The organism is Aminobacter sp. P9b, from assembly GCF_045345995.1.
GTDB classification, from domain to species: domain Bacteria; phylum Pseudomonadota; class Alphaproteobacteria; order Rhizobiales; family Rhizobiaceae; genus Aminobacter; species Aminobacter niigataensis.
In genome coordinates, this window is record NZ_CP150082.1 from 3,542,795 (window position 1) to 3,563,963 (window position 21,169).

A 21,169-nucleotide genomic window follows, 5' to 3' on the forward strand; every position below is an offset into this window, starting at 1 on the left:
GCGAGGCACGGATCGGGAGGCTTAGCCCTGGCGCTCGGGAACGGTGACGACCAGGCCGTCGAGTTCGTCCCTGACCTTGATCTGGCACGACAGGCGCGAATTCGGCTGCACTTCGTAGGCGAAGTCGAGCATGTCTTCTTCCATTGCCTCGGGCTCGCCGACGATCGCCGTCCAAGCATCATCGACATAGACATGGCAGGTCGCGCAGGCGCAGGCGCCGCCACATTCGGCCTCGATGCCGGGAACCGCATTGCGGATGGCATTTTCCATCACCGTCGAGCCGTTTTCGGCTTCGACTTCGAAACGCGTGCCGTCATGGGCGATGTAGGTAAGCTTGGTCATGCTCGTTCCTAAGAAAGATCACCCGGCAGATAATCACTCCACCGAGCAAGTCAACTGCGGCGCGAACGCGCCGCATCGTGTCGGGATCGAGATGGGAGCCCTAGCGGCTGATCGCGGCGATGAAGTCGCGCACTTCGTCGATCAGTCCGGCAAGGCGCTTGACCAGCCTGGCATCGTCCGGACGCGCCTCCAGCTCGGCGACGCAATCGGCGATTGGAAACGCACCGACGCCACGCGCCGCCCCCTTGAGGGCATGGGACAGCCTAAGGCGCTCGGCCAGGTCAGCCGAGGACATAGAATCGCGAACGGAAAGCGCCTGATGGACGAACATGTCGAGCACTTCGCGCTCGACGTCGCGGTCGCCGATGGTCTGGCGCGACAGGTGTTCGAGGTCGATGGGACGGCCATGTGAGGCGCCAGAAGATTCGCCCCCCGGCATGCCGAAGGCCACCGAACCGGTTTCGCGCATTACCATTCAACCCCTGCCTCGCCACTCGCCCATGGGTTGGTAACCTAGGGCGACCATGTGGATAACCCGTTAACCCGGCAACCCCAGCAAACCCATGGCGCAGCGGCCAATAATCACTCCAGTGTTAACCTTATATTTAAACTTTTACGTATCGGGGCGAATGCATGTTTTCTTTACCCGATTGTGTCACTACGATACGGGCGGTCCATATTGAGCCTCGGATGCGGTCAAAAATAGGACAAAAAGTCCAGAGATTCCGCGTCTTTAGTACAGGGTAGCGAAGGCATGGCGAAGAAATCCACTCCGACCAAAAACCTCGATCTCGACGTAGCCAAGGAGCTCGAGCAGGCGCTCGATCTGGACTTGAGCAGCGCCGATGACGGCGGCCTCGACATGGCCGCATCGATGGACGATCTTGAAGCACAGATTTCCAAAGCGGCCGAGGAACTGGCGCGTGAAAGCGGCAACAAGAAGCCGGCAGCGCCAAAGCCGGAACCTGCGCCGGCGGCACGTGCCGCGGCCGAGCCGCCGACCCAGTTGCGCCCTGTCGAAACCCGCCCGCTGCAGCCCGAAGGCTTCAAGCCGGCCAATGACGATCGCCAGAAAGACTACAAGTCGCTACTTCACAGCCTCAACCGCCGTGCATCCAGCACCATCTACTGGATGGTCGGCCTTGTCTCGGTCGCCTGGGTCGCCGGCGCCGTAGCCCTCGCCGATCGGGTCGTCAGCCCCAGCATCTGGACCATCCGCTCGATCGACGACGCCTTCGCGCGTCCAGGCCTGCTGATGCTGCTGGTCGCCACCATTGTGCCTATCGCCCTGTTCTGGGCCTTTGCCGCGATGATCCGCCGCGCCCAGGAAATGCGCATTGCAGCCCAATCGATGACCGAAGTGGCCTTCCGCCTCGCCGAACCCGAAAACATGGCACAGGATCGCGTCATGATGGTCGGCCAGGCCGTGCGCCGCGAAGTGGCCGCCATGGGCGAAGGCATCGAGCGCACTCTGGCCCGTGCCGTCGAGCTCGAAACGCTCGTTCACACCGAAGTCAACCAGATCGAGCGCTCCTATTCGGAAAACTCCGCCCGCATCCGTTCGCTGGTCGATGGTCTCGGCAGCGAGCGCGAAGCCGTGGTGTCGCACGCCGAACGCGTCCGTGCCTCCATTGCCGGAGCGCATGAGACGCTGCGCGACGAGCTCGGCTCGGCAAGCGACATCATCCGCGACAGCATCCTCAACGCATCGACCAAGCTGTCGATGACGATCACCAATTCCGGCGACACGCTGATCGACCGCATCAACGAAGGCGGCATGGGCCTGTTCGAAGCGATCGACAACCGCATGGATTCGATCAGCGACCGCCTGTCCACCTCGGGCGAGGCATTCGCCAGCCTGCTCGACACGCGCATCGCCAAGCTGACCCAGAGCACCGACGAGGTTACCCGGTCGCTGACCGACATGCTCGACGACCGCACCTCGGGCATGGTCTCGCTGCTTGGCGGCGCCGCCAAGACGATCAATTCCGAGTTCGAAGCGAGCCTGCATGGCATCGAACGCACTCTGGCCGAACGCGGCCAGGCGCTCATCGGTGAGTTCCAGACGCGCGCCGAAGCACTCGACACCGGCACGGCAAAGCTCAACGCCGCGCTCGAAGCCCGCGCCCGCCAGATTAACGAGACGCTGGTCGAACGTGCCCGCGAGATCGCCACGACCTTCGTCGAGGGCCGCGATTCGCTGTCGGCGATGATCGACCAGGGCAAGACCCAGATCGGCACCGACCTCGCCGATATCATCACCTCGACCTCGACCATGCTCGAAGCCCGCGCGACCGATTTCGCCGGCCGCATGGAGGCTGCCCGTCACCAGGTGTCTCGTGCCTTCGACGGCGACATCCAGCGCCTTTCGGACGCCCGCGTCGGCATCGAGCAGGCGGTCGAAGACCATACCCGCAAGCTCTCCGACGCCCGCGACCGCATGGCAGCCGCCCTCAAGGACGACCTCAGCAAATTCGCCGAAGGCCGCGCCAGCATCGAGGCCGCCGTCGGCTTCCAGGTGCAGAAGCTCGCCGAAGGCCGCAGCCTGATCACCCGGGCCCTCGACGACGACATGCGCAAGCTGGACCAGTCGCGCCAGGCAATCGACGAAACCCTCACCGGCCAGTTCCGCCAGCTCGCCCAGGGCCGCGAACAGCTCGCCCAGGCGCTGGTGGAAGACTCTGAGAGACTTGTCCAAGCCCGTACGAACATTGACGAAATGGTTGCCGGTCATGTCGGCAAGCTGGCCGAAGGCCGCGGTATCCTGACGCGCGCACTTGAAGCCGACCTTAACAAGCTCTCCGACAGCCGCAGCAGCATCGACGGACTGGTCGCCGGTCAGGTCGAGAAGATCGCCGAAGGCCGCGCCATCCTGGCCAAGGCACTCGAAACCGATCTCGACGGCATCAAGGCGCTTGTCGACGGACATGCGTCGAAGATCGCGATCGACCGCGCCGAACTGTCGCGCAGCCTCGAGTCCGACATCTCGAACATCCACGGCCTGATTGAAGGCCATGCCGGCAAGCTGGCCGAAGAACGCGCCGTGCTCTCGAAGACGCTGGAATCCGACCTCGCCAAGCTGGCCGACAGCCGCGCCGGCATCGACGGTCTGGTCGCCGGCCAGGTGGAGAAGCTCGCCGAAGGCCGCGACATCCTCAAGCGTGCGCTCGAAACCGACCTCAACGCGATCCGCAGCACCATCGCTGCGCAGTCGGACAAGCTTGCCGAAGACCGCTCCTTGCTGTCTCGCTCGCTCGAGGCCGATCTCGACAGCGTCAAGGGCCTGGTCTCCAGCCATGCCGAACGTCTCGTCGCCGAACGCGGCGCACTGTCCAAGGCACTGGAAGACGATCTTGCCAAGCTGGCTGAAAGCCGCTCGGGCATCGACGGGCTGGTCGCAGGCCAGGTCGAGAAGCTCGCTGAAGGCCGCGACATCCTCAAGCGCGCGCTCGAATCGGACCTGAACACCATCCGCAGCACCGTCGCCTCCCAGTCGGAGAAGCTTGCAGAAGACCGCGCGATGCTCGCCCGTTCGCTCGAAGCCGACCTCGACGGCGTCAAGGGCCTGGTGTCGAGCCATGCCGAGCGCCTGGTCGCAGAACGTGGCACCCTGTCCAGGGCGCTCGAGGACGACCTCGCCAAGCTGGCGGAAAGCCGCTCGGGCATCGACGGGCTCGTTGCCGGCCAGGTCGAGAAGCTGGCCGAAGGCCGCGACATCCTCCGCCGCGCACTGGAAGCTGACCTCTCCAAGATCGACGGCATGATGCTCGGCCAGGTCGACAAGCTGGCCGCCGGCCGCGATGCGCTGACCAAGGCGCTGGAGGCCGACCTCGCCATGCTCAACGAAAGCCGCGCCAACATCGACGGCATCGTTGCCGGCCAGGTCGACAAGCTGGCCGCCGGGCGCGACGCCCTGACCAGGGCGCTCGAAGCTGACCTCGCCCTGCTGAACGACAGCCGTACCAACATCGACGGCATGGTGGTCGGTCACGTCGGCAAGCTCGCCGAAGGCCGCGACACCTTTGCCCGCGCGCTGGATGCGGATCTCGGCAAGCTGGGCGACGCCCGCCGCGAGATCGACCTCGCCATTTCCGGCCACATCGACCAGATCGCCGCCCGCCGTGTCGACATCTCCGACGCGATCGCCGGCGATATCGAAAAGATCGAAGACGCCTTCCGCCGCCAGACCGGCGTCATCGAAGAGCGTACCGGCACCATGGAGCGCGCGCTGTCGCTCGGCGTCGACAATGTCCGCGGCGTGCTCGAAAAGAGTGCCGTCTTTGTCGCCGGCGCCCTGCGCGACAAGGTCATGGAAGTCACAGCCGCTCTGCACGAGCAGGCCGGCCAGGCCTTCAGCGATGCCGACCGTGTCATCGCCGAGCGTGCCGAACAGACGTCGAGTGCCCTGCTCGCCCGGGCCGAAGACATTGCCCGTGCGTTCGAGGACGCCGACGGCCGTCTCGCCGCCAGGGCCCACGAGACTTCGAGTTCGTTGCTGGCCCGCGCCGAAGAAACAGCCGACACACTGTCGGCCAAGGCTGGCGAGATCGCCCAGACCTTCGACGCAGCCGATCGCTCGCTCATTGCCCGTGCCATCGAGACCGCGGAATCGCTGTCGGCCCGTGCCGGCGACATCCTGCGCAACTTCGACACAGCCGACGAACGGCTCGGCCTGCGCATCGGCGAATCGGCCGACGCGCTGGCAGCCCGTGCTGCCGAACTTGGCCGCATCTTCGACACTGCCGACGAGAAGCTCGCAACGCGCATTGCCGAAGGCGCGGACTCGCTCGGCGACCGTGCCGGCGAACTCAGCCGCATCTTCGACGCCGCCGACGAGCGCATTGCCGCCCGCGTCGCCGACAGTTCGGCCACGCTCGGCAGCCGTGCTGGCGAAATCGTCCGCAACTTCGAGGAAGCTGACGAACGTCTTGCGGCGCGCGCCGCGCAGACGGCTGACACCCTATCTGGCCGTGCCGCTGAAATCGGCCGCGCCTTCGAGGACGCCGACAGCCGGATCGCGGCACGCGTCGACCAGACGGCGGAATCGCTGCTTGGCCGTGCTGCCGAAATCAGCCGCGCCTTCGAGGAAGCCGACGGCAGGATCGCCGCCCGCGTCGACCTCACGTCGCAGTCGCTGCTCGGCCGCGCCTCGGAAATCGGCCAGGCCTTCGACGAAGCCGGCCAGCAGCTTGCCGCCCGGGTCACAGAGAGCACCTCAGGCATTGGCGAGCATGCAGCATTGATCGCCAGCGCCTTCACCGAAACCGAGCAGCGCGTCGTTGCCCGTGCCCAGCGCACGGCGGCCGACCTCGATGCCCGCGCCCGCGCTATCGAAGAAACGCTGGCCAATGTCGACGAGCGCCTGGCTGCTGGCGCCGAAGGTGTGGCGACCCGCATCGGCGAGCACCTATCGAGCGCCGAGAACCGCCTCGCCTATGGCGCGGAATCGATGGGCCAGAAGCTCAACGAGCAGGTTGCCCAGGCTGAAGCGCAACTCGTCGCCCGCGCCAATGTGATCGCCGAGACCTTCACCGCCGTTGGCCAGCATATCGGCCAGAGCACCAACGAGGCCGCCCGCACCATCGGCACCAACACGCGCGAACTCAACGCCATGCTGGCTGAACGCTCGAACGAGATCGCCAAGATCCTCGACGAGACAGCGCGCCCGCTGGTCGATCGCTTCGCCGAAAGCGGCAACGACCTGCACCGCTCCATGGAGGAGGCAACCGCCCGCGCGACCGAAAAGCTGCGCACCGAAAACGCGACCCTGGTCGACGCGCTCGCCAGCCGCACCGCCGAGACGCTGTCCGCGGTCGAGGGCGCACGCTCGACGCTTGCCGACAGCGTGGCCGATCTCATCGGCCGGATGACGACTTCGAGCTCGCAGCTCGGCGAATTGATCGAACGCGCGGCGCAGAACCTCGCCACCGTCGACGATCGCCTCACCGGCAGCACGACGAACTTCTCGGCCACCACCGAGAAGGCGGCGCAGACCTTTGCCAGCGCTGCGCGCCTGGTGGACTCGAACACCAACCGCCTCACCGACCTGTCGTCCAGCACGCTGCGCGAGGTGGCCTCCATCGCCACCAAGTTCGATGAGCACAGCCGCCTGCTGTCGAGCGCTTCCAACCTGCTTTCCTCGGCGCAGAGCAACCTCGAGCACACGCTTGAGCGCCAGTCGTCGCTGGAAGACCTTGCCGTTGGGCTGGTCAAGAAGTCGGAAGACCTCGAGCGCGTTATGCAGTCGTTCGAGCGCCTCGTCGGCCAGACGCTGGAAAGTGCCGAAGGCAAGACCATGGAATCGGCAGAAAAGATCCGCGCCGCCATCTCCGATGTCGTCGAAACCGCCACCAAGCGCTTCGCCGACGCCACCGAGGACATGCGCCGTACCGCCGGCTCCATCAAGACCGAGCTCGAAAGCACCCGCGCCGAGCTCAAAAAGGGCGTGCTCGACATGCCGGAAGAGGCCAGGGAATCGACCACGGCCATCCGTCGTGCCGTGTCCGAGCAGATCAACGCGCTCAAGGAACTGTCGGCGATCGTCGCCAAGTCCGGCCGCGGCGTGGACGTTTCCGACGCCACCCTACGCAACACGCAGCCGGCGCAGCAGCCTCGCCGCCCGGCCCCTCAGCCCGAACGTCGCGAGCCGCCGGCACCGCTGGCCGGTAACACCGGCCTGCGCGGCACGCTCGACATCGAGCGTCCGGCTGCCCAGCCGCAGCCACCGGTTCGCGAGCCTGCCGGCCGTGGCCAGCAGGGTGGATGGGTGCGCGACCTGTTGACCGGTGCCTCGCGTGAGGAGCAGCCTGCCCGCACGGCAGCCCAGCCCGAACCGCGCGCCGTGCCTGCACAGCGTTCGCCGATGCATGTGGTGGAATCGCTCAACTCGCTGTCGGTCGACATCGCCCGCGCCATCGACCACGAGGCCTCGATCGAGCTCTGGGATCGCTATCGCCGCGGCGAACGCGACGTCTTCACCCGCCGGCTCTACACGCTGAAGGGCCAGCAGACCTTCGACGAAATCCGCCGCAAGTATCAGTCAGACGGTGAGTTCCGCACGGCCGTCGACCGCTACTGCGACGACTTCGAGAAGCTGCTCAAGGATGTCTCGCGCAGCGACCGCGACAGCATCATGACCAAGACCTACCTGACCTCGGATACCGGCAAGGTCTACACGATGCTGGCCCACGCCGCGGGCCGCCTGAAGTAAGGCAGAAGCGCTAAGACGCAAAAGGGCAGCAGGTACGCACCTGCTGCCCTTTTTGCTGTCTGGGCCTGAAGACTTGCAGAGATTGATGCGGGCAATGCGCCGCGCTTCCACCGATCGCACGGCGGTTGAAGCGCAAGCGAGCGACTGGACAAGCCGTCTGACGTTGCGAAAGTCGGCGAACGGAATCGCGTCAGCCAGGCCCTTACGGCCCTGCCGACCTACTCCCTTGCTCCCCTTTTCAGATCAGGCCTTCGGTCCACTTGACGATGTCGGCAGCCGCTTGGCCGAAGGCAGCGTCGAGGGCGGCAACATAGGCGTCATTGCCGGCGCCGGAAACCGGCGCTGTAGCGTTGAAGACGCGCGAGGCGCGAACCTGGCCGTTGCGGTCGTTCAGCAACCTGACGAACAGCTCGACCTCGGCCTGGGCAGCGCCACCGACCTTGATCTCGAAGCTGCGGACCTCGACGATGACCTGATAGTCGATCGCCAGCCCCTCGCCCGGTTTGCCTATGCCGACATAGCCGCCGGCACGCTGGAAGGTCTCGGCAAGCCTCGCCTGCAAGATGCGCGGCAGCCGGTCGGACCACTGCGCGCCCTTGAGGAACTGGATCGAGCCGGGCGACGGCTTGATGACGATGCTCTGTCCGTCGAGCGACTTGAGCGCCGAGGGTTCGGCAATCAGGATCTGGCGGCGGCTCGAACCGCTGCGGCCCGTCACCGAAGGCGCCGTCAGTTCGTAGGTGTCCAGCGGCGGCGGTGTGCTGACGAACAGCGAGGCGCAGCCGGACAGCGTCAGCGCCGCTGCAGCAAGCAGCAATGTAGATCTAGCAGACTTCACATGCTGTCCCCGGATACGACTCACTCGCACCTTGCGCGAACCACCCTCAAGCAACTTCATGGTGCGGCAGGCAAACGATGTCAACGACGCACCCGTCCGTCGAATTCACGCACGGTGCCCTCGCCTCCGGTGATGATGCGCTGCGGATTGCGCTCCAGGTCGGAGATCGCCTGCTCGATGCGGGTGATCGAGCGACGGCTGTCCTGGACAAGCGATTCGACGTCGCGCAGGCCCTGGCCCGAAAAGCGGGCGAGCCCGTCCGTGATCGTGCCGAGACGCGCATTGAGCGTATCGGCAACCTGCTTGAACGCCTTCAGCGTCGCGCTCGCATCGGACATCACGCCTTCGGCCTCGCCCGAGCCCAGCAGCTTGTCGACCTTGGCGAGCACGCCGTCGACGCGGACGGAAGCCTGGTTGAGGCGGGACGCCAGTTGCTTGGCGTCCGAGACGATCTGATCGATGTCGTCGGCGCGATCGCCGAATTTGTCAGTGACCTTGGCGACATCGGCCGCTGCCTTGTTGGCGTTCTCGCTGGCCTTGCGAATGTTGTCGAGGGACTCCTTGACGCTCGCGGCATCCACCCCTTCGAGCACGCCGTCGACCTTGCTCAGGGTCTGCTGTGTCTTTTGGGCGAAGTCGTTGATCGAGGCGACGGTGGTGTTGACGCCCTTGACGATGTCGTCGATCTGGTCGCTCTGGGCGCTGAGGTTCTTGGTGAAAGTGTCGACACTGGCGACAATGTTCTTCACCTTGTCGCGGTCGACCGACTTGAGCAGCCCTTCCGCCGCCTCGATGGTGCCGTCAAGCTTGCCAGAAACGGTGGAAAGCTGTTCCGAGAGCGCGCTCACGCTGGCCAGGAACTTGTCGACGCCGTCGGCATTCCGAGCCAGAGACTCCGAAAACTTCTGGGCATTGCCGACGGTTGCGGTAAGCGGGCCGCGGACGTCGTTGGTGAAGCCTTCGAGATTGTTCAGCACGGTGTCGGCGCGCTTGAAAATGTCCTGCGCCGTTTGCAGCAGGTTGGTGACAGCGGACGGATTGGCGACGATCTCGGCAACAGTGCCATCAGCTTCGGCCTTGTCGAGCAGATTGGGTTCCTTGATGTTGGCGCCCTTGAGCTCGATGTTGGCTTGCCCGGTCAGGCCTGCAAGGCCGATATCCGCCTGCGTCGACTGCGTGATCGGCGTCAGCCTGTCGATCTCCGCGTCGGCAATCGCCACCTGGGGATTGCTGACGTCGAGATAGACGCGGCGGACGTCGCCGACCTTGACGCCGTTGAACAGCACGAAGCTGCCCCTGGCGAGACCCGAGGCCGAGCCGGGTATGCGCACGCGCAGCGTTGCGGTCTCGCCACGCTCGCCGATCGCAGCCGTCCAATAGACGAAAGCAAAAGCGGCCAAGATCGCAAACAGCGTGAAGATACCGACGATGACGTAGTTGGCCCTGGTCTCCATCACATCATTCCATTCTATGCCCTTGCGGCAAGATCAAGTTGCCGCGCGCGTTTTCCGCGGAAATACGACCGTACCCATGGTTCTTCGCTCTTCAGCATGTCCGCGATCGTGCCTTCGACCAGCACCTTCTTGTTGCCGAGCACGGCGACCCGGTCGCATACCGAAAACAGGCTGTCGAGATCGTGCGTCACCATGTAGACGGTCAGGCCCATCGTATCGCGCATCTTGGCGACCAGCTCGTCGAACTCGGCGGCACCGATGGGATCGAGACCGGATGTCGGCTCGTCGAGAAAGACGATATCGGGGTCCAGTGCCAGAGCCCGCGCCAGTGCGGCGCGTTTGATCATGCCGCCGGAAAGCTCGGACGGATATTTGCTCGCGGCATCCGGCGGCAGGCCGACCAGCTCGACCTTCAGCATGGCAAGCTCATTCATCAGCTTTCTCGGCAGGTCGAGATATTCGCGCATCGGCACCTGGACGTTCTCAAGCACGGTCAGCGCCGAAAACAGCGCGCCGTGCTGGAACAACACGCCGAGCCGCATGTCGATCCTGAGCCGTTCTTCCTCGCTCGCGGTCTCGAGATCGACGCCGAACAGATTGATCGTGCCGGAGCGCTTGCGGATCAGGCCGAGTATGGTCCGCAACAGCACCGATTTGCCCGAACCGGACGCACCGACGAAGCCGAGGATTTCGCCGCGTTTGATGTCCAGGTCGAGCTTGTCGAGGATCACCTTCTCTTCGAAGGCAACCGTCAGGTCCCGCACCGACAGCAAGACCTCGCCCCGGCCATTCAGGCTCTGGCCTTCCGATTGAATGGTCTTTGTCCGGCTGGCCATGTCAGAAATTGATCGCTGCGTAGAACATGGCGAACAGGCCATCGAGGATGATGACGACGAAGATGGCCTTGACCACCGACGCGGTGACGTGGCGCCCGAGCGATTCCGCACTGCCGCCGACTTTCATGCCTTCGACGGAAGCGATGGTGCCGATGATGATGGCCATGAACGGCGCCTTGATCAAACCGGCAAATATAGTGCTGAGGTCGATCGCCACCCGCAGGCGGTCGATGAAGGCTGCCGGCGGAATGTCCGAGTAGAACCATGCGGTGGCCATGCCGCCGCCAAGGGCCGCGAAATTGGCAAGGATCGAAAGGCACGGCAGCGCAATCACCAGCGCCACCAATCGTGGAAACACCAGCACGCCGATTGGGTTGAGGCCGATGACGGTCAGCGCATCGACCTCCTCGCGCATCTTCATCGAGCCGATTTCCGCAGTGATCGCGCTGCCCGAGCGGCCGGCGATCATGATCGCCGTCATCAGCACGCCGAGTTCGCGCAGCACCAGCACGCCGATCAGGTCGACGACGAAGATATCGGCGCCGAAATAGCTGAGCTGGAACGCGCCCTGCTGGGCGACGATGGCGCCGACGATGCCCGACATCAGCAGCACGACCGGGATCGCGCCGACGCCCATGCGGTCGATCTGGCTGAAGATGGCCGCAGGGTTGACGGCATGACCGCGCCCGAGCTTCATCTGGGCGCCGCGGATGGTCGCGCCCAGGATGTTCATCGAGGACAGGAAATCGTCGCGCATCTCGTAGACACGCCGGCCCATCGCCTCGAGCATGCGGATAAGAATGTTGGGCTGGACCTCAGCAGCCGAATCGCCGTCGCGCCGCACGGCCTCGCCAACGGCATCGAGCAGGACGTTGGCCGCTTCGCTGCGGCCTTCCATCTTGACCTCGACACCTCTTTTCTCGTTGGCGAAAACCAGCCTGTCGATGACCCAGGCGCCGGCGGTGTCCATCTTTTCGATGCCGGACAGATCAAGCGCCAATGCTACAAATCCCTTGCGGGCTTCGAGCGTGCGCATTTCGGCGTCGACAAGGGCTACGGTGCGGGTGGTCCAGATGCCGGTGAAGACGCAAGCGAGCACGCCTTCGCGCTCCGCCACAGCAACCTGCGGTCGGTGATCTCGGCCGTCGGCTGCCCCGCCGCTTGCTTCCCGTTTGCCGATGGTCAACATGGCACCCTACTTAACGTGTCGGCTGCTGCCTGTCGATTTTCGTAACCCTGACAAGCAGTTGAACGGAGCAGATTTTCATGGTGCGTGTCCTTTCGGTCGAAGATGAGCGCTTCCCCATCGCCGGAACGTTCACGATCTCGCGTGGTTCCAAGACCGAAGCCGAGGTCTTCACCTGCACAATCGCCGAATCAGGCTTCATCGGCCGGGGCGAATGCGTGCCCTACAAGCGCTATGGCGAGACCATGGCAAGCGTCCGCGAGGCAATCGAGCAGGCACGGCGGGCGGTCGAGGAAGGCGCCTCTCGCACCGATCTGCTCGGCCTGATGCAGGCAGGTGCCGCCCGCAACACCATCGACTGTGCCCTATGGGACCTCGAGGCAAAGACGAGCGGCATCGCTGTTGCCTCAAGGCTCGGCCTGGCGTCGCCCCGCGCACTTGAGACCGCGTACACGCTTTCCCTCGGCGAGCCCGACGCGATGGCAGCACAGGCACGAGCCAACGCCATGCGCCCGTTGCTCAAGGTCAAGATCGGCGGCGACGGCGACATTGCCCGCATCCGCGCGGTGACCGAAGCCGCACCTCAAAGCCGCATCATCCTCGACGCCAACGAAGGCTGGACGGACGCCAACATCGCCGAAAACCTGGCTGCAGCCGCGGAATTGGGCATCGCGCTGATCGAACAGCCGCTGCCCGCCGGTGCTGACCAGATCCTGGCCCGAATTGCGCATCCTGTACCGATCTGCGCCGACGAAAGCGTCCATAGTGCTGGAGATCTCGACAGGCTCGAGGGCCTCTATGACGCCGTCAACATCAAGCTCGACAAGTCGGGCGGCCTGACGGCGGCGCTCGAACTGCGCGACCGGGCCCGTACACTCGGTTTCCAGGTGATGGTCGGCTGCATGGTTGGCACCTCGCTCGCCATGGCGCCGGCCGTGCTGCTTGCCCAGGATGCCGATTTCGTCGATCTCGATGGCGCGCTGCTGCTGGCGCGCGACCGCTCGCCGGGGCTTATCTACGAGGGCTCAATGGTGTCTCCGCCCCGGTCCGCGCTCTGGGGCTGAGCGCGAAGCCAGCACCACTAGGACGATGGCGCAAGCCGCTACGCCGGCCATGAAAAAGAAGCCATTGACGCCAAAGCGCTCGTAGAGCGGACCGGAAAGCAGCGTCACGATCGCCATCGACATGCCGTTGGTGAAGTAGGCGACGCCTTGTGCCGCACCGGTGCGCTCTTCGGGAACCGTTTCGGCGATCAGCTTCTGCACACCGATCAGCACCAGGGCGGTCGATACGGCGTGCAAGGTCTGGACTGCAAAGAAGCCCGGCACGCCAAGTCCGAGCGGCCAGATCAGGGGATATGCAACCCAGCGGACGATCGCGCCGGCGCCGGCAAGTACGAGCACCAGCGCCGTCGATCTGGAACCGAACAGCCGGGTGAAGAACATGAACATGACGATCTCTGCCGCCACCCCCCAGCTCCACAGCAATCCGACGATGGTTTCGTTGATGCCGAGGGATTTCCAGTAGATCGACACGAAACCGTAGAGAAAGCCGTGACTGCCGATGATGACGCCGGTGCCGCCGGCCATCAGCAGAAAATAGCGGTTTAAGAGCTTCGGCGCCTGCTGCATGTCGGTTGCCGACAGCGGGGAAGCCCGCCTCGGCCTGCCCAGGCGAGGCGTGATGAACGACATCAGGAAGCAGCCGAGCAGTCCGATCGAAATGATTGCCGGAACCGCATCGGCGCCTGTCCATGACAGGATGAACCCTGCGCCCAGGCTGCCGGCGAGAAAGGCGATCGAGCCCCAGATACGCATCGCCGCATAATCGGAGCCGTAGCGGCGAACGCCAGACAGCGCCAGCGAATCGGCGATCGGCGAATGTGGCGTCCAGACCACCGCAAGCGCCAGCGAGACGGCCAGGACGATGAGATAGGCCGGCTCGAGGAAATAGCCGAGCGAAAGCAACAGCGCTGAAGCGGCAAGGAAGATGAAGACGTTGGCGCGGTCCTTGGCCCGGTCGGCCATCGCCGCGATCAACGGGGTGGTGATGACGCGCAGGAACATCGGCGCCGAAAGGATGATGGCGATCTGTTCGGGATCGAACCCCTTGGCTTCGAGCCAGAGCGGGAAATACGGCAGGTGCACGCCCATCGGCACGAACAGGGCCGCGAAAAGCAGCGATATGCGCAGCTCGAAGCGCTGCGGCTTGACCTGCTGTTCTGGCGTGAGAGGCGGAAGTGTCATGGCAGGTATGCGGTCCGGGTGCAGACCCGAACCTAGCAAGCCTCACCGATTTGCCTGATCCAATACCATGGCTATCCGGGAGGCGAAAGCGGCCCGGTTCGCCATGCCGCCCTGGGGTTGGGCCACGCCGATTGGTCCTTGCCGGCCAAGCCGCGTTGTCGTTCGGGCATCCGCAGGGCGATCATGGACGCCGAGACGCCACGCCCGCTCGGGGACCGATTGCGTTGGCTCGATCATGGGCGCATGGCCTGGCCCTTCCCGCCGGTTGCGGGAAGCATGTCTTGAATGACACATGTGTGTTGTTCCGTTCAGGCAGCCTTGTCGACGCGCTGGTCGACGACCATCGGCACGAAGGGCTCGTTCACCAACTGCCCTGCCAGCACATGCGGCCAGCGCAGGATGACGAAGGTGCCGTCGAAATTCTCGGCAACGGCCGTGCAGTTTTCCACCCAGTCGCCAGTGTTGATGTACTGGATGCCGTCGAAATTCTCGATCGCCGGGTGGTGAATGTGGCCGCAGATGACGCCATCGACCTCGGAACGCCTGGCCTCTTCGGTCAGCACGTCCTGGAAGGCGCCGATGAAGTTCACCGCCTTCTTGACCTTGACCTTGGCCCAGGACGAGAACGACCAGTAGGGCATGCCGAAAGTGCGGCGGAAGCGCGCCACGAGCCGGTTCGTCGCCATGGCCGCGTCGTAGGCGAAGTCGCCGAGATAGGCGAGCCAGCGCGCATTCTGCACCACGGCATCGAACTGGTCGCCATGGATCACCAGGAAGCGCTTGCCATCGGCGGCTTCATGGATGGCGCGGTCGGCGACGACGATGCCGCCGAAATGCACGCCCTGGAACATGCGGGCGAACTCGTCATGGTTGCCGGCGATGTAGGTGATAGCAGTGCCCTTGCGTGCCTGGCGCAGCAGTTTCTGCACCACATCGTTGTGGGTCTGCGGCCAATGCCAGGAGCGGCGCAGGCGCCAGCCATCGACGATGTCGCCGACCAGGAAGATGGACTCCGCTTCGTGATGTCGCAGGAAGTCGATCAGATAGTCGGCCTTCGCACCCTTCGAGCCCAGATGGACATCGGAGATGAAGAGCGTTCGGAAACTGCGTGTGCTGGTGCCTGACATGGCATTTCACCCGTTGCTGTCGCGCTGGCTATGCCCAGATTCATGCAACAGACGTATGACGGTTGCAGTCGCCTGCCGGCAGTCCTAGGGTGGCGCATCACCTACAGGAGACGGACTCATGGATCTCGGCATACGGGGCAAGAAGGCTATCGTCTGCGCGTCAAGCCGCGGACTCGGCAAGGGATGCGCCATCACATTGGCCGAAGCGGGATGCGAACTCTTCCTCAACGGCCGCGATGCAGGCGCGCTCAGCCGCACCGCGACGGAAATCCGCCAGCGCTTCGGCGTGACCGTCACCGAAATCGCCGGCGACGTGTCCGACCCCGAGGTGCAGAAGGCGCTGCTCGCCGCCTGCCCGTCTCCCGACATCCTGGTCAACAACAATGGCGGCCCGCCCTATCGCGATTTTCGCGAACTCGACCGCGCAAAGATCCTCGAAGGCGTGACCAACAACATGGTCACGCCGATCGAACTGATCAAAGCGGTGATCGACGGCATGGCCGAACGCGGTTTCGGCCGTATCGTCAACATCACCTCGCTTTCGGTCTACACGCCGATTCCCGGCCTCGACCTTTCCTCGGGCGCACGCGCCGGCCTCACGGCATTCCTGGCAGGCGTGGCGCGCACCGTGGCGAACCGCAACGTCACCATCAACAACATGTTGCCGGGCAAGCTCGACACCGACCGCCTGCGCGGCCCGCACGAACCGGGCAGCGTCGAGGATCCTGTTCAGGGGGCCGCACGCCGCGCCCGGCTGAGCGCCGAAGTGCCGGCCGGCAGGCTTGGCACGCCGGAAGAATTCGGCCAGATTTGCGCCTTCCTGTGCTCGGTTCACGCCGGATACATGACCGGCCAGAACATTCCCGTCGACGGCGGACTGTATGTCAGCTCGTTCTGACCCCCGGAGAAGCTGACTCAGCATCTCAACACCTGGCGCCAAGCCGCTGGAATGATTTCCGTTCCGGCGCTTGAAAGTACTTCAACGCCGTTTTGGCATTGACACCTCGAAATATGCGGCCGTCGTGCTAAGAACGGCCTTTGATGCGGATTCTAAAGGAGTTAGAGATGGCCGGGGACAACAAGAAGAAGGAAGCGCTCTCCGATCTCGATCAGGCCGCGCTCTTTTTCCACAAGCACCCCGTCCCGGGAAAGCTCGAAATCCAGGCGACCAAGCCGCTCGGCAACCAGCGCGATCTGGCGCTTGCCTACTCCCCCGGCGTCGCAGCACCGTGCCTTGCCATCAGGGACGACCCCGAGACCGCCGCCGACTACACCGGCCGCGCCAATCTGGTGGCCGTCATCTCCAACGGCACGGCGGTCCTCGGCCTTGGCAATATCGGCCCGCTGGCGTCGAAGCCGGTGATGGAGGGCAAGGCCGTCCTGTTCAAGAAATTTGCCGGCATCGACGTCTTCGACATCGAGATCGACGCGCCCGAGATCGACCAGATGGTCAACACCATCTCGGCGCTCGAGCCGACCTTCGGCGGCATCAACCTCGAGGACATCAAGGCACCCGAATGCTTCGACGTCGAGGAACGCCTGAAAGCGAAGATGCGCATTCCGGTCTTCCACGACGACCAACACGGCACGGCAATCATCGTTGCAGCGGCGGTGCTCAACGGCCTGGAACTCGCCGGCAAGAAGATCGAGGACGTCAAGATCGTGACGTCAGGCGCAGGTGCAGCCGCCCTCGCCTGTCTCAACCTGCTGGTGTCGCTCGGCGCCCTGGTCGAGAACATCTGGGTCACCGACCGCTTCGGCGTCGCCCACAAGGGCCGCACCGAGGAAATGGACCGCTGGAAGGACCCTTACGTCAAGGACACCAATGCCCGCGTGCTGGCCGACGTCATCGGCGGCGCCGACGTGTTCCTGGGCCTGTCCGCCGCCGGCGTGCTGAAGCCGGAATTGCTCAGCCAGATGGCCGAAAAGCCGCTGATCCTTGCGCTTGCCAACCCCAAACCCGAGATCATGCCTGAGGAGGCACGTGCCGCACGGCCGGACGCCATGATCTGCACCGGCCGTTCGGACTTCCCGAACCAGGTCAACAACGTGCTGTGCTTCCCCTACATCTTCCGCGGCGCGCTCGACTGCGGCGCAAGCGCGATCAACGAAGAGATGAAGATGGCCGCCGTGCGCGCGATCGCCGCCCTTGCACGCGAGGAGCCGTCGGATGTCGCCGCGCGCGCCTATTCCGGCGAGACGCCGACCTTCGGCCCCGACTTCCTGATCCCCTCGCCCTTCGATCCACGGCTGATCCTGCGCATTGCGCCTGCCGTCGCCAAGGCCGCCTGCGACACCGGCGTGGCCACTCGCCCGATCACCGATTTCACCGCCTATGTCGAAAAACTCAGCCGCTTCGTCTTCCGCTCCGGGCTGGTGATGAAGCCGATCTTCTCCAACGCCAAGCAGGCAACGGCCAATCGGGTGATCTATGCCGACGGCGAGGACGAGCGCGTGCTGCGCGCCGCCCAGGTGGTGCTGGAGGAAAGCCTTGCCAAGCCGATCCTGATCGGTCGTCCGCATGTCATCGAGGTCCGCCTCAAGCGCTATGGCCTTCGCATTCGTCCCGGCATCGACTTCGAGGTCATCAATCCCGAGGATGATCCGCGCTATCGCCACTATGTCGACCACCTGATCGATCTCGGCGGCCGCCAGGGCATCACGCCGGAGGCAGCACGCACCATGGTGCGAACCAACAATACGGTCATTGCATCCATTGCGCTGAAGCGTGGCGATGCCGACGCCATGATCTGCGGGCTGGAAGGCCGTTTCGAACGTCACCTGCGCAACGTCACGCTGATCGTCGGCGCCCGGGACGGCGTCAAGGACCGCGACCTGTCGGCGCTTTCCATGCTGATCTCGCAGCGCGGCGTCCTGTTCTTCACCGACACCTATGTGACGGTCGACCCGAGCGCCGAAGAGATCGCCGAGATGACGATGCTTGCAGCCGACGAGATCCGCCGCTTCGGCATCGAGCCAAAGGCGGCACTGCTTTCGCATTCGAATTTCGGCTCACGCGATTCGCAAAGTGCGCAGAAGATGCGGCAGGCAGCCGCGATCCTGAAGCGCATTGCACCGGAACTCGCCAGCGACGGCGAAATGCACGGCGATTCCGCGCTGTCGGAAGTGCTGCGCCAGCGCGTCTACCCGCACTCGACGCTCAAGGGCGAAGCCAACCTTCTGGTCTTCCCCAATCTCGACGCCGCCAACATCGCGCTGACCACGGTCAAGACGATGCTGGACGCACTGCATGTCGGCCCGATCCTGCTCGGCACCGCCCAGCCGGCCCACATTTTGACGCCGTCCGTCACCTCGCGCGGCATCGTCAACATGACGGCTCTTGCGGTGGTCGAGGCCTCGCAGCGGGCGCATGCCGCCAGCTGAAGGTTCGCCGTTTCCAAACAAACGGTTAACCTCGCTGGCGCTAGGTTGAGTCGATCCTTCCAGGGAGCGGCATGTTCGGGCGCGGCACGACGACAAGGGCAATGAGGTGGCCGGCGAATGCGCTGGCTGCCGCCTTGTCGATGATCGTTACCTCAGCCGCCTTGGCCGCTTCGCCGCAATGTCTTCAGCTCGAGGCGGAACTGGCCGGCCTGCGCGCCCAGACGAGCGGCAGCTTCGTCCAGTCGGACGAATTCGCCGTCGCCGCAAACACTCAGCGCGACCAGATCGATCTGGCCCGTATCAGAGCAGCCGACCTCGGCTGCGGACGGGCCATTGCAGCCGACATGGTTGCCGCTTGCGCCGACCTCAATGCCCGAATCGCCAGGATGGAAGACAATCTCGGCAAGCTGGAAAGCAGGCCGGCGATACTTCCCAACCGGAATGCCCGCGCAGAGCGGATCCGCATCCTCGACGCACTCGAACGGGCTGGTTGCTACGACCAGCCCGGCGAAGAGGAAGACGCGACGCTCAGCGCCGAGCCAGGCGAGGACGAGGGCGGGGTCACGATCATTCGCGGCGGCAGTTCCCAAAGCCTCGATGCCGACGAGCGCTACCCGCAGCGCATCGTGATCGGCCGCAACCAGCAACAAGGAACGGGTGAATACCGTACGCTCTGCGTGCGGACCTGCGACGGCTACTTCTTTCCGATGTCGAATGCTGCCGAATTGTCGGATTTCCAGCGCGACGAAAAGAACTGCGAAGCGAGCTGCCCGGGCACCGACATCGAGCTGTTCTATCACCGCAATACCGGCCAGCCTGGGGAAAGCATGGTTTCCGCACGCTCCGGCCAGCCTTACGACAATCTGGAGACCGCCTATCGCTACAAGCGGGTGGATTTGCCACGCGTGCCGGCGTGCGGCTGCAATGTCAGCCTGAACAGCAACTTTTCCGTCGTCGCCGGCGAAGGACGCGCCGTGCCCAAGGCCGCCAAACCCGCCCAAGAATACGAGGCGCCGCTCCCGATCACGCCCAGAGCGCCGCCTGACCCGGACCGAAAGGTCAGGGCCGTCGGGCCAGCGTTCCTTCCCGCCCCACCAGCGGCAACAGATCTGCGAGTTCCGGGCCCGACTCCAACCCGGTAAGGGCAAGCCGCAGTGGCATGAAGAGCGCCTTGCCCTTGCGGCCGGTCGCCTTCTTCACCTTGGCCGTCCAGTCCTTCCAGACATTGCCGTCCCATGGCTCTTCCGGCAGCAGGTCGAATGCCTGTCCGACGAACTCGCGATCCTCGTCGGCGATCTCAGCCGCCGGCTGCGGCCCCTCGCGCAGGATCTTCCACCAGGAGACAGCATCAGACAGCCGGTCGAGATTGCCGCGCACGGCCATCCAGAACGCTTCGGCATGTTGGCCGCTGACGCCGAGCACCATCAGGCGGTCGCGCACCTCGTCGAACGACATGTGGTGCAGGAGCGACCGGTTGAGCACGACCAGCTCATCGGGATCGAACTTGGAAGCCGACTTGGAGGTCGCGGCCGGATCGAATTTCTCGGCGAGTTCGGCAAGACTCGGCACCGCCGTGACATTCTCCGACGTGCCGACAAGCACGGCGAGCGAGGCAACCGACATCGGCTCGATGCCGCTGTCGCGCAAGCTTTCGATCGACAGCGCACCGGTGCGCTTGGACAGCCCCTCGCCCGACGCCGTGGTCAGCAGGTTGTGGTGGCCGAATGCCGGCGGCTCGGCGCCCAGCGCGCGGAAGATCGCAATCTGAACGCCGGTGTTGGTGACGTGATCGTCACCACGAATGACGTGGGTGATCTCCATTTCGATGTCGTCGACCACCGACGGCAGCGTGTAGAGATAAGTGCCGTCCTCGCGCACCAAGACCGGATCGGAGAGGGACGCCAGGTCGACGGTCTCCTCTCCGCGCACGATATCGTTCCAGTGGATTTCGGTGCGCTCGGTCTCGAACGGGTCGGAGGCAAAGTTGGGCAGCAGGAAGCGCCAGTGCGGCTTGCGCCCGTCATGCTCATAGGATGCGCGTTCGGCATCGGTAAGTTTCAGCGCCTCGCGCCCGTAGACTGGCGGCAAACCGCGCGTGCGCCGTACCTTGCGGCGCAGATCGAGCTCTTCCGTCGTTTCGTAGCAGGGATAGAGCACGCCGGCCGCCTTGAGCCTGTCGACAGCCGCATCATAGCTGGCGAAACGGCGCGACTGGTATTCGGTCTGGTCGGGAAAGATGCCGAGCCAGTGCAAATCGTAGAGGATCGAATCTGCGAATTCCTGGCGCGAGCGCTCGACATCGGTATCGTCGAAGCGCTGGACGAAACGCCCCTTGTGCTTGAGCGCGAACAGCCAATTGAACAGGGCCGTGCGCGCATTGCCGATGTGGATGCGTCCGGTGGGCGAAGGTGCGAAGCGAACTGTAACTGTCATGATCGGGGCGTAGCGGAAGGCTTTTGCGTTGACAAGACGGCGCCCCCGCACCTCTGTTTCAGAGATAATGCAAGATTGCCCCGAATGGAAGCTGACCAATGGGGCTACATCTG

Annotated in this window: 14 protein-coding genes; 5 read left to right on the forward strand and 9 right to left on the reverse strand. The window is 64.4% G+C overall.

Annotated features, from left to right (window positions below):
• Positions 1-21: 21 nt before the first annotated feature.
• Both WHT83_RS17450 and WHT83_RS17455 read right to left on the reverse strand, forming a co-directional pair.
• The gene (locus WHT83_RS17450; RefSeq protein ID WP_108607948.1) at positions 22-342 is read right to left on the reverse strand and encodes a 2Fe-2S iron-sulfur cluster-binding protein; all 321 of its coding nucleotides are present in this window, start codon (positions 340-342) and stop codon (positions 22-24) included.
• A gap of 100 nt (positions 343-442) precedes the next feature.
• On the reverse strand, positions 443-811 hold the full coding sequence (locus tag WHT83_RS17455) for an Hpt domain-containing protein (protein ID WP_406874003.1): 369 nt from the start codon (positions 809-811) through the stop codon (positions 443-445).
• A 285-nt stretch (positions 812-1,096) separates the two neighbouring features.
• On the opposite strand from WHT83_RS17455, the gene WHT83_RS17460 reads away from it, so the two are divergent.
• Positions 1,097-7,552, forward strand: a complete 6,456-nt coding sequence (locus WHT83_RS17460) for a kinesin (protein ID WP_406871867.1) — start codon at positions 1,097-1,099, stop codon at positions 7,550-7,552.
• A gap of 238 nt (positions 7,553-7,790) precedes the next feature.
• Here WHT83_RS17460 and WHT83_RS17465 read toward each other — a convergent pair whose 3' ends face one another.
• The 4 genes from WHT83_RS17465 to WHT83_RS17480 form a co-directional block, all read right to left on the reverse strand.
• Complete coding sequence (locus WHT83_RS17465) at positions 7,791-8,390, reverse strand: ABC-type transport auxiliary lipoprotein family protein (protein WP_406871868.1); 600 nt, start codon at positions 8,388-8,390, stop codon at positions 7,791-7,793.
• Between the two features lie 80 nt (positions 8,391-8,470).
• Complete coding sequence (locus WHT83_RS17470) at positions 8,471-9,844, reverse strand: MlaD family protein (protein ID WP_108607945.1); 1,374 nt, start codon at positions 9,842-9,844, stop codon at positions 8,471-8,473.
• 14 nt (positions 9,845-9,858) lie between these two features.
• Positions 9,859-10,680 carry an ABC transporter ATP-binding protein gene (locus tag WHT83_RS17475; RefSeq protein WP_108607944.1) on the reverse strand — a complete coding sequence of 274 codons (822 nt, stop codon included), beginning with the start codon at positions 10,678-10,680 and terminating at the stop codon, positions 9,859-9,861.
• Position 10,681: 1 nt separating this feature from the next.
• Complete coding sequence (locus tag WHT83_RS17480; RefSeq protein WP_108607943.1) at positions 10,682-11,869, reverse strand: ABC transporter permease; 1,188 nt, start codon at positions 11,867-11,869, stop codon at positions 10,682-10,684.
• A 77-nt stretch (positions 11,870-11,946) separates the two neighbouring features.
• Here WHT83_RS17480 and dgcA point away from each other — a divergent pair, with 77 nt between their 5' ends.
• Complete coding sequence (gene dgcA / locus WHT83_RS17485; RefSeq protein ID WP_406871869.1) at positions 11,947-12,930, forward strand: N-acetyl-D-Glu racemase DgcA; 984 nt, start codon at positions 11,947-11,949, stop codon at positions 12,928-12,930.
• Here dgcA and WHT83_RS17490 read toward each other — a convergent pair.
• Entirely contained in the window at positions 12,892-14,112 is a 1,221-nt protein-coding gene (locus WHT83_RS17490) for an MFS transporter (RefSeq protein WP_183260803.1), read from the reverse strand. The two genes, dgcA and WHT83_RS17490, sit on opposite strands and share 39 nt — an antisense overlap.
• 308 nt (positions 14,113-14,420) lie before the next feature.
• On the reverse strand, positions 14,421-15,239 hold the full coding sequence (locus WHT83_RS17495; protein ID WP_108607940.1) for a UDP-2,3-diacylglucosamine diphosphatase: 819 nt from the start codon (positions 15,237-15,239) through the stop codon (positions 14,421-14,423).
• A gap of 118 nt (positions 15,240-15,357) precedes the next feature.
• On the opposite strand from WHT83_RS17495, the gene WHT83_RS17500 reads away from it, so the two are divergent.
• The 3 genes from WHT83_RS17500 (at position 15,358) to WHT83_RS17510 (ending at position 19,765) form a co-directional block, all read left to right on the forward strand.
• Positions 15,358-16,137, forward strand: a complete 780-nt coding sequence (locus tag WHT83_RS17500) for an SDR family oxidoreductase (RefSeq protein ID WP_406871870.1) — start codon at positions 15,358-15,360, stop codon at positions 16,135-16,137.
• Positions 16,138-16,304: 167 nt separating this feature from the next.
• Complete coding sequence (locus WHT83_RS17505; RefSeq protein WP_183260799.1) at positions 16,305-18,623, forward strand: NADP-dependent malic enzyme; 2,319 nt, start codon at positions 16,305-16,307, stop codon at positions 18,621-18,623.
• 101 nt (positions 18,624-18,724) lie between these two features.
• Positions 18,725-19,765, forward strand: coding sequence for a DUF2865 domain-containing protein (locus tag WHT83_RS17510; protein ID WP_406871871.1), 1,041 nt, complete (start codon positions 18,725-18,727; stop codon positions 19,763-19,765).
• On the opposite strand, the gene gltX is transcribed toward WHT83_RS17510, so the two are convergent.
• Positions 19,683-21,056, reverse strand: coding sequence for a glutamate--tRNA ligase (gene gltX / locus WHT83_RS17515; protein WP_406871872.1), 1,374 nt, complete (start codon positions 21,054-21,056; stop codon positions 19,683-19,685). The genes WHT83_RS17510 and gltX overlap by 83 nt on opposite strands.
• Between the last annotated feature and the right edge of the window lie 113 nt (positions 21,057-21,169).

What these genes read in the sequence shown, in the direction of transcription:
- WHT83_RS17450 (WP_108607948.1), bottom strand. Translation starts at nt 342, where the DNA reads ATGACCAAGCTTACCTACATCGCCCATGACGGCACGCGTTTCGAAGTC.
- WHT83_RS17455 (WP_406874003.1), bottom strand. Translation starts at nt 811, where the DNA reads ATGCGCGAAACCGGTTCGGTGGCCTTCGGCATGCCGGGGGGCGAATCT.
- WHT83_RS17460 (WP_406871867.1), top strand. Translation starts at nt 1,097, where the DNA reads ATGGCGAAGAAATCCACTCCGACCAAAAACCTCGATCTCGACGTAGCC.
- WHT83_RS17470 (WP_108607945.1), bottom strand. Translation starts at nt 9,844, where the DNA reads ATGGAGACCAGGGCCAACTACGTCATCGTCGGTATCTTCACGCTGTTT.
- WHT83_RS17475 (WP_108607944.1), bottom strand. Translation starts at nt 10,680, where the DNA reads ATGGCCAGCCGGACAAAGACCATTCAATCGGAAGGCCAGAGCCTGAAT.
- WHT83_RS17480 (WP_108607943.1), bottom strand. Translation starts at nt 11,869, where the DNA reads ATGTTGACCATCGGCAAACGGGAAGCAAGCGGCGGGGCAGCCGACGGC.
- dgcA (WP_406871869.1), top strand. Translation starts at nt 11,947, where the DNA reads ATGGTGCGTGTCCTTTCGGTCGAAGATGAGCGCTTCCCCATCGCCGGA.
- WHT83_RS17490 (WP_183260803.1), bottom strand. Translation starts at nt 14,112, where the DNA reads ATGACACTTCCGCCTCTCACGCCAGAACAGCAGGTCAAGCCGCAGCGC.
- WHT83_RS17495 (WP_108607940.1), bottom strand. Translation starts at nt 15,239, where the DNA reads ATGTCAGGCACCAGCACACGCAGTTTCCGAACGCTCTTCATCTCCGAT.
- WHT83_RS17500 (WP_406871870.1), top strand. Translation starts at nt 15,358, where the DNA reads ATGGATCTCGGCATACGGGGCAAGAAGGCTATCGTCTGCGCGTCAAGC.
- WHT83_RS17505 (WP_183260799.1), top strand. Translation starts at nt 16,305, where the DNA reads ATGGCCGGGGACAACAAGAAGAAGGAAGCGCTCTCCGATCTCGATCAG.
- WHT83_RS17510 (WP_406871871.1), top strand. Translation starts at nt 18,725, where the DNA reads ATGAGGTGGCCGGCGAATGCGCTGGCTGCCGCCTTGTCGATGATCGTT.
- gltX (WP_406871872.1), bottom strand. Translation starts at nt 21,056, where the DNA reads ATGACAGTTACAGTTCGCTTCGCACCTTCGCCCACCGGACGCATCCAC.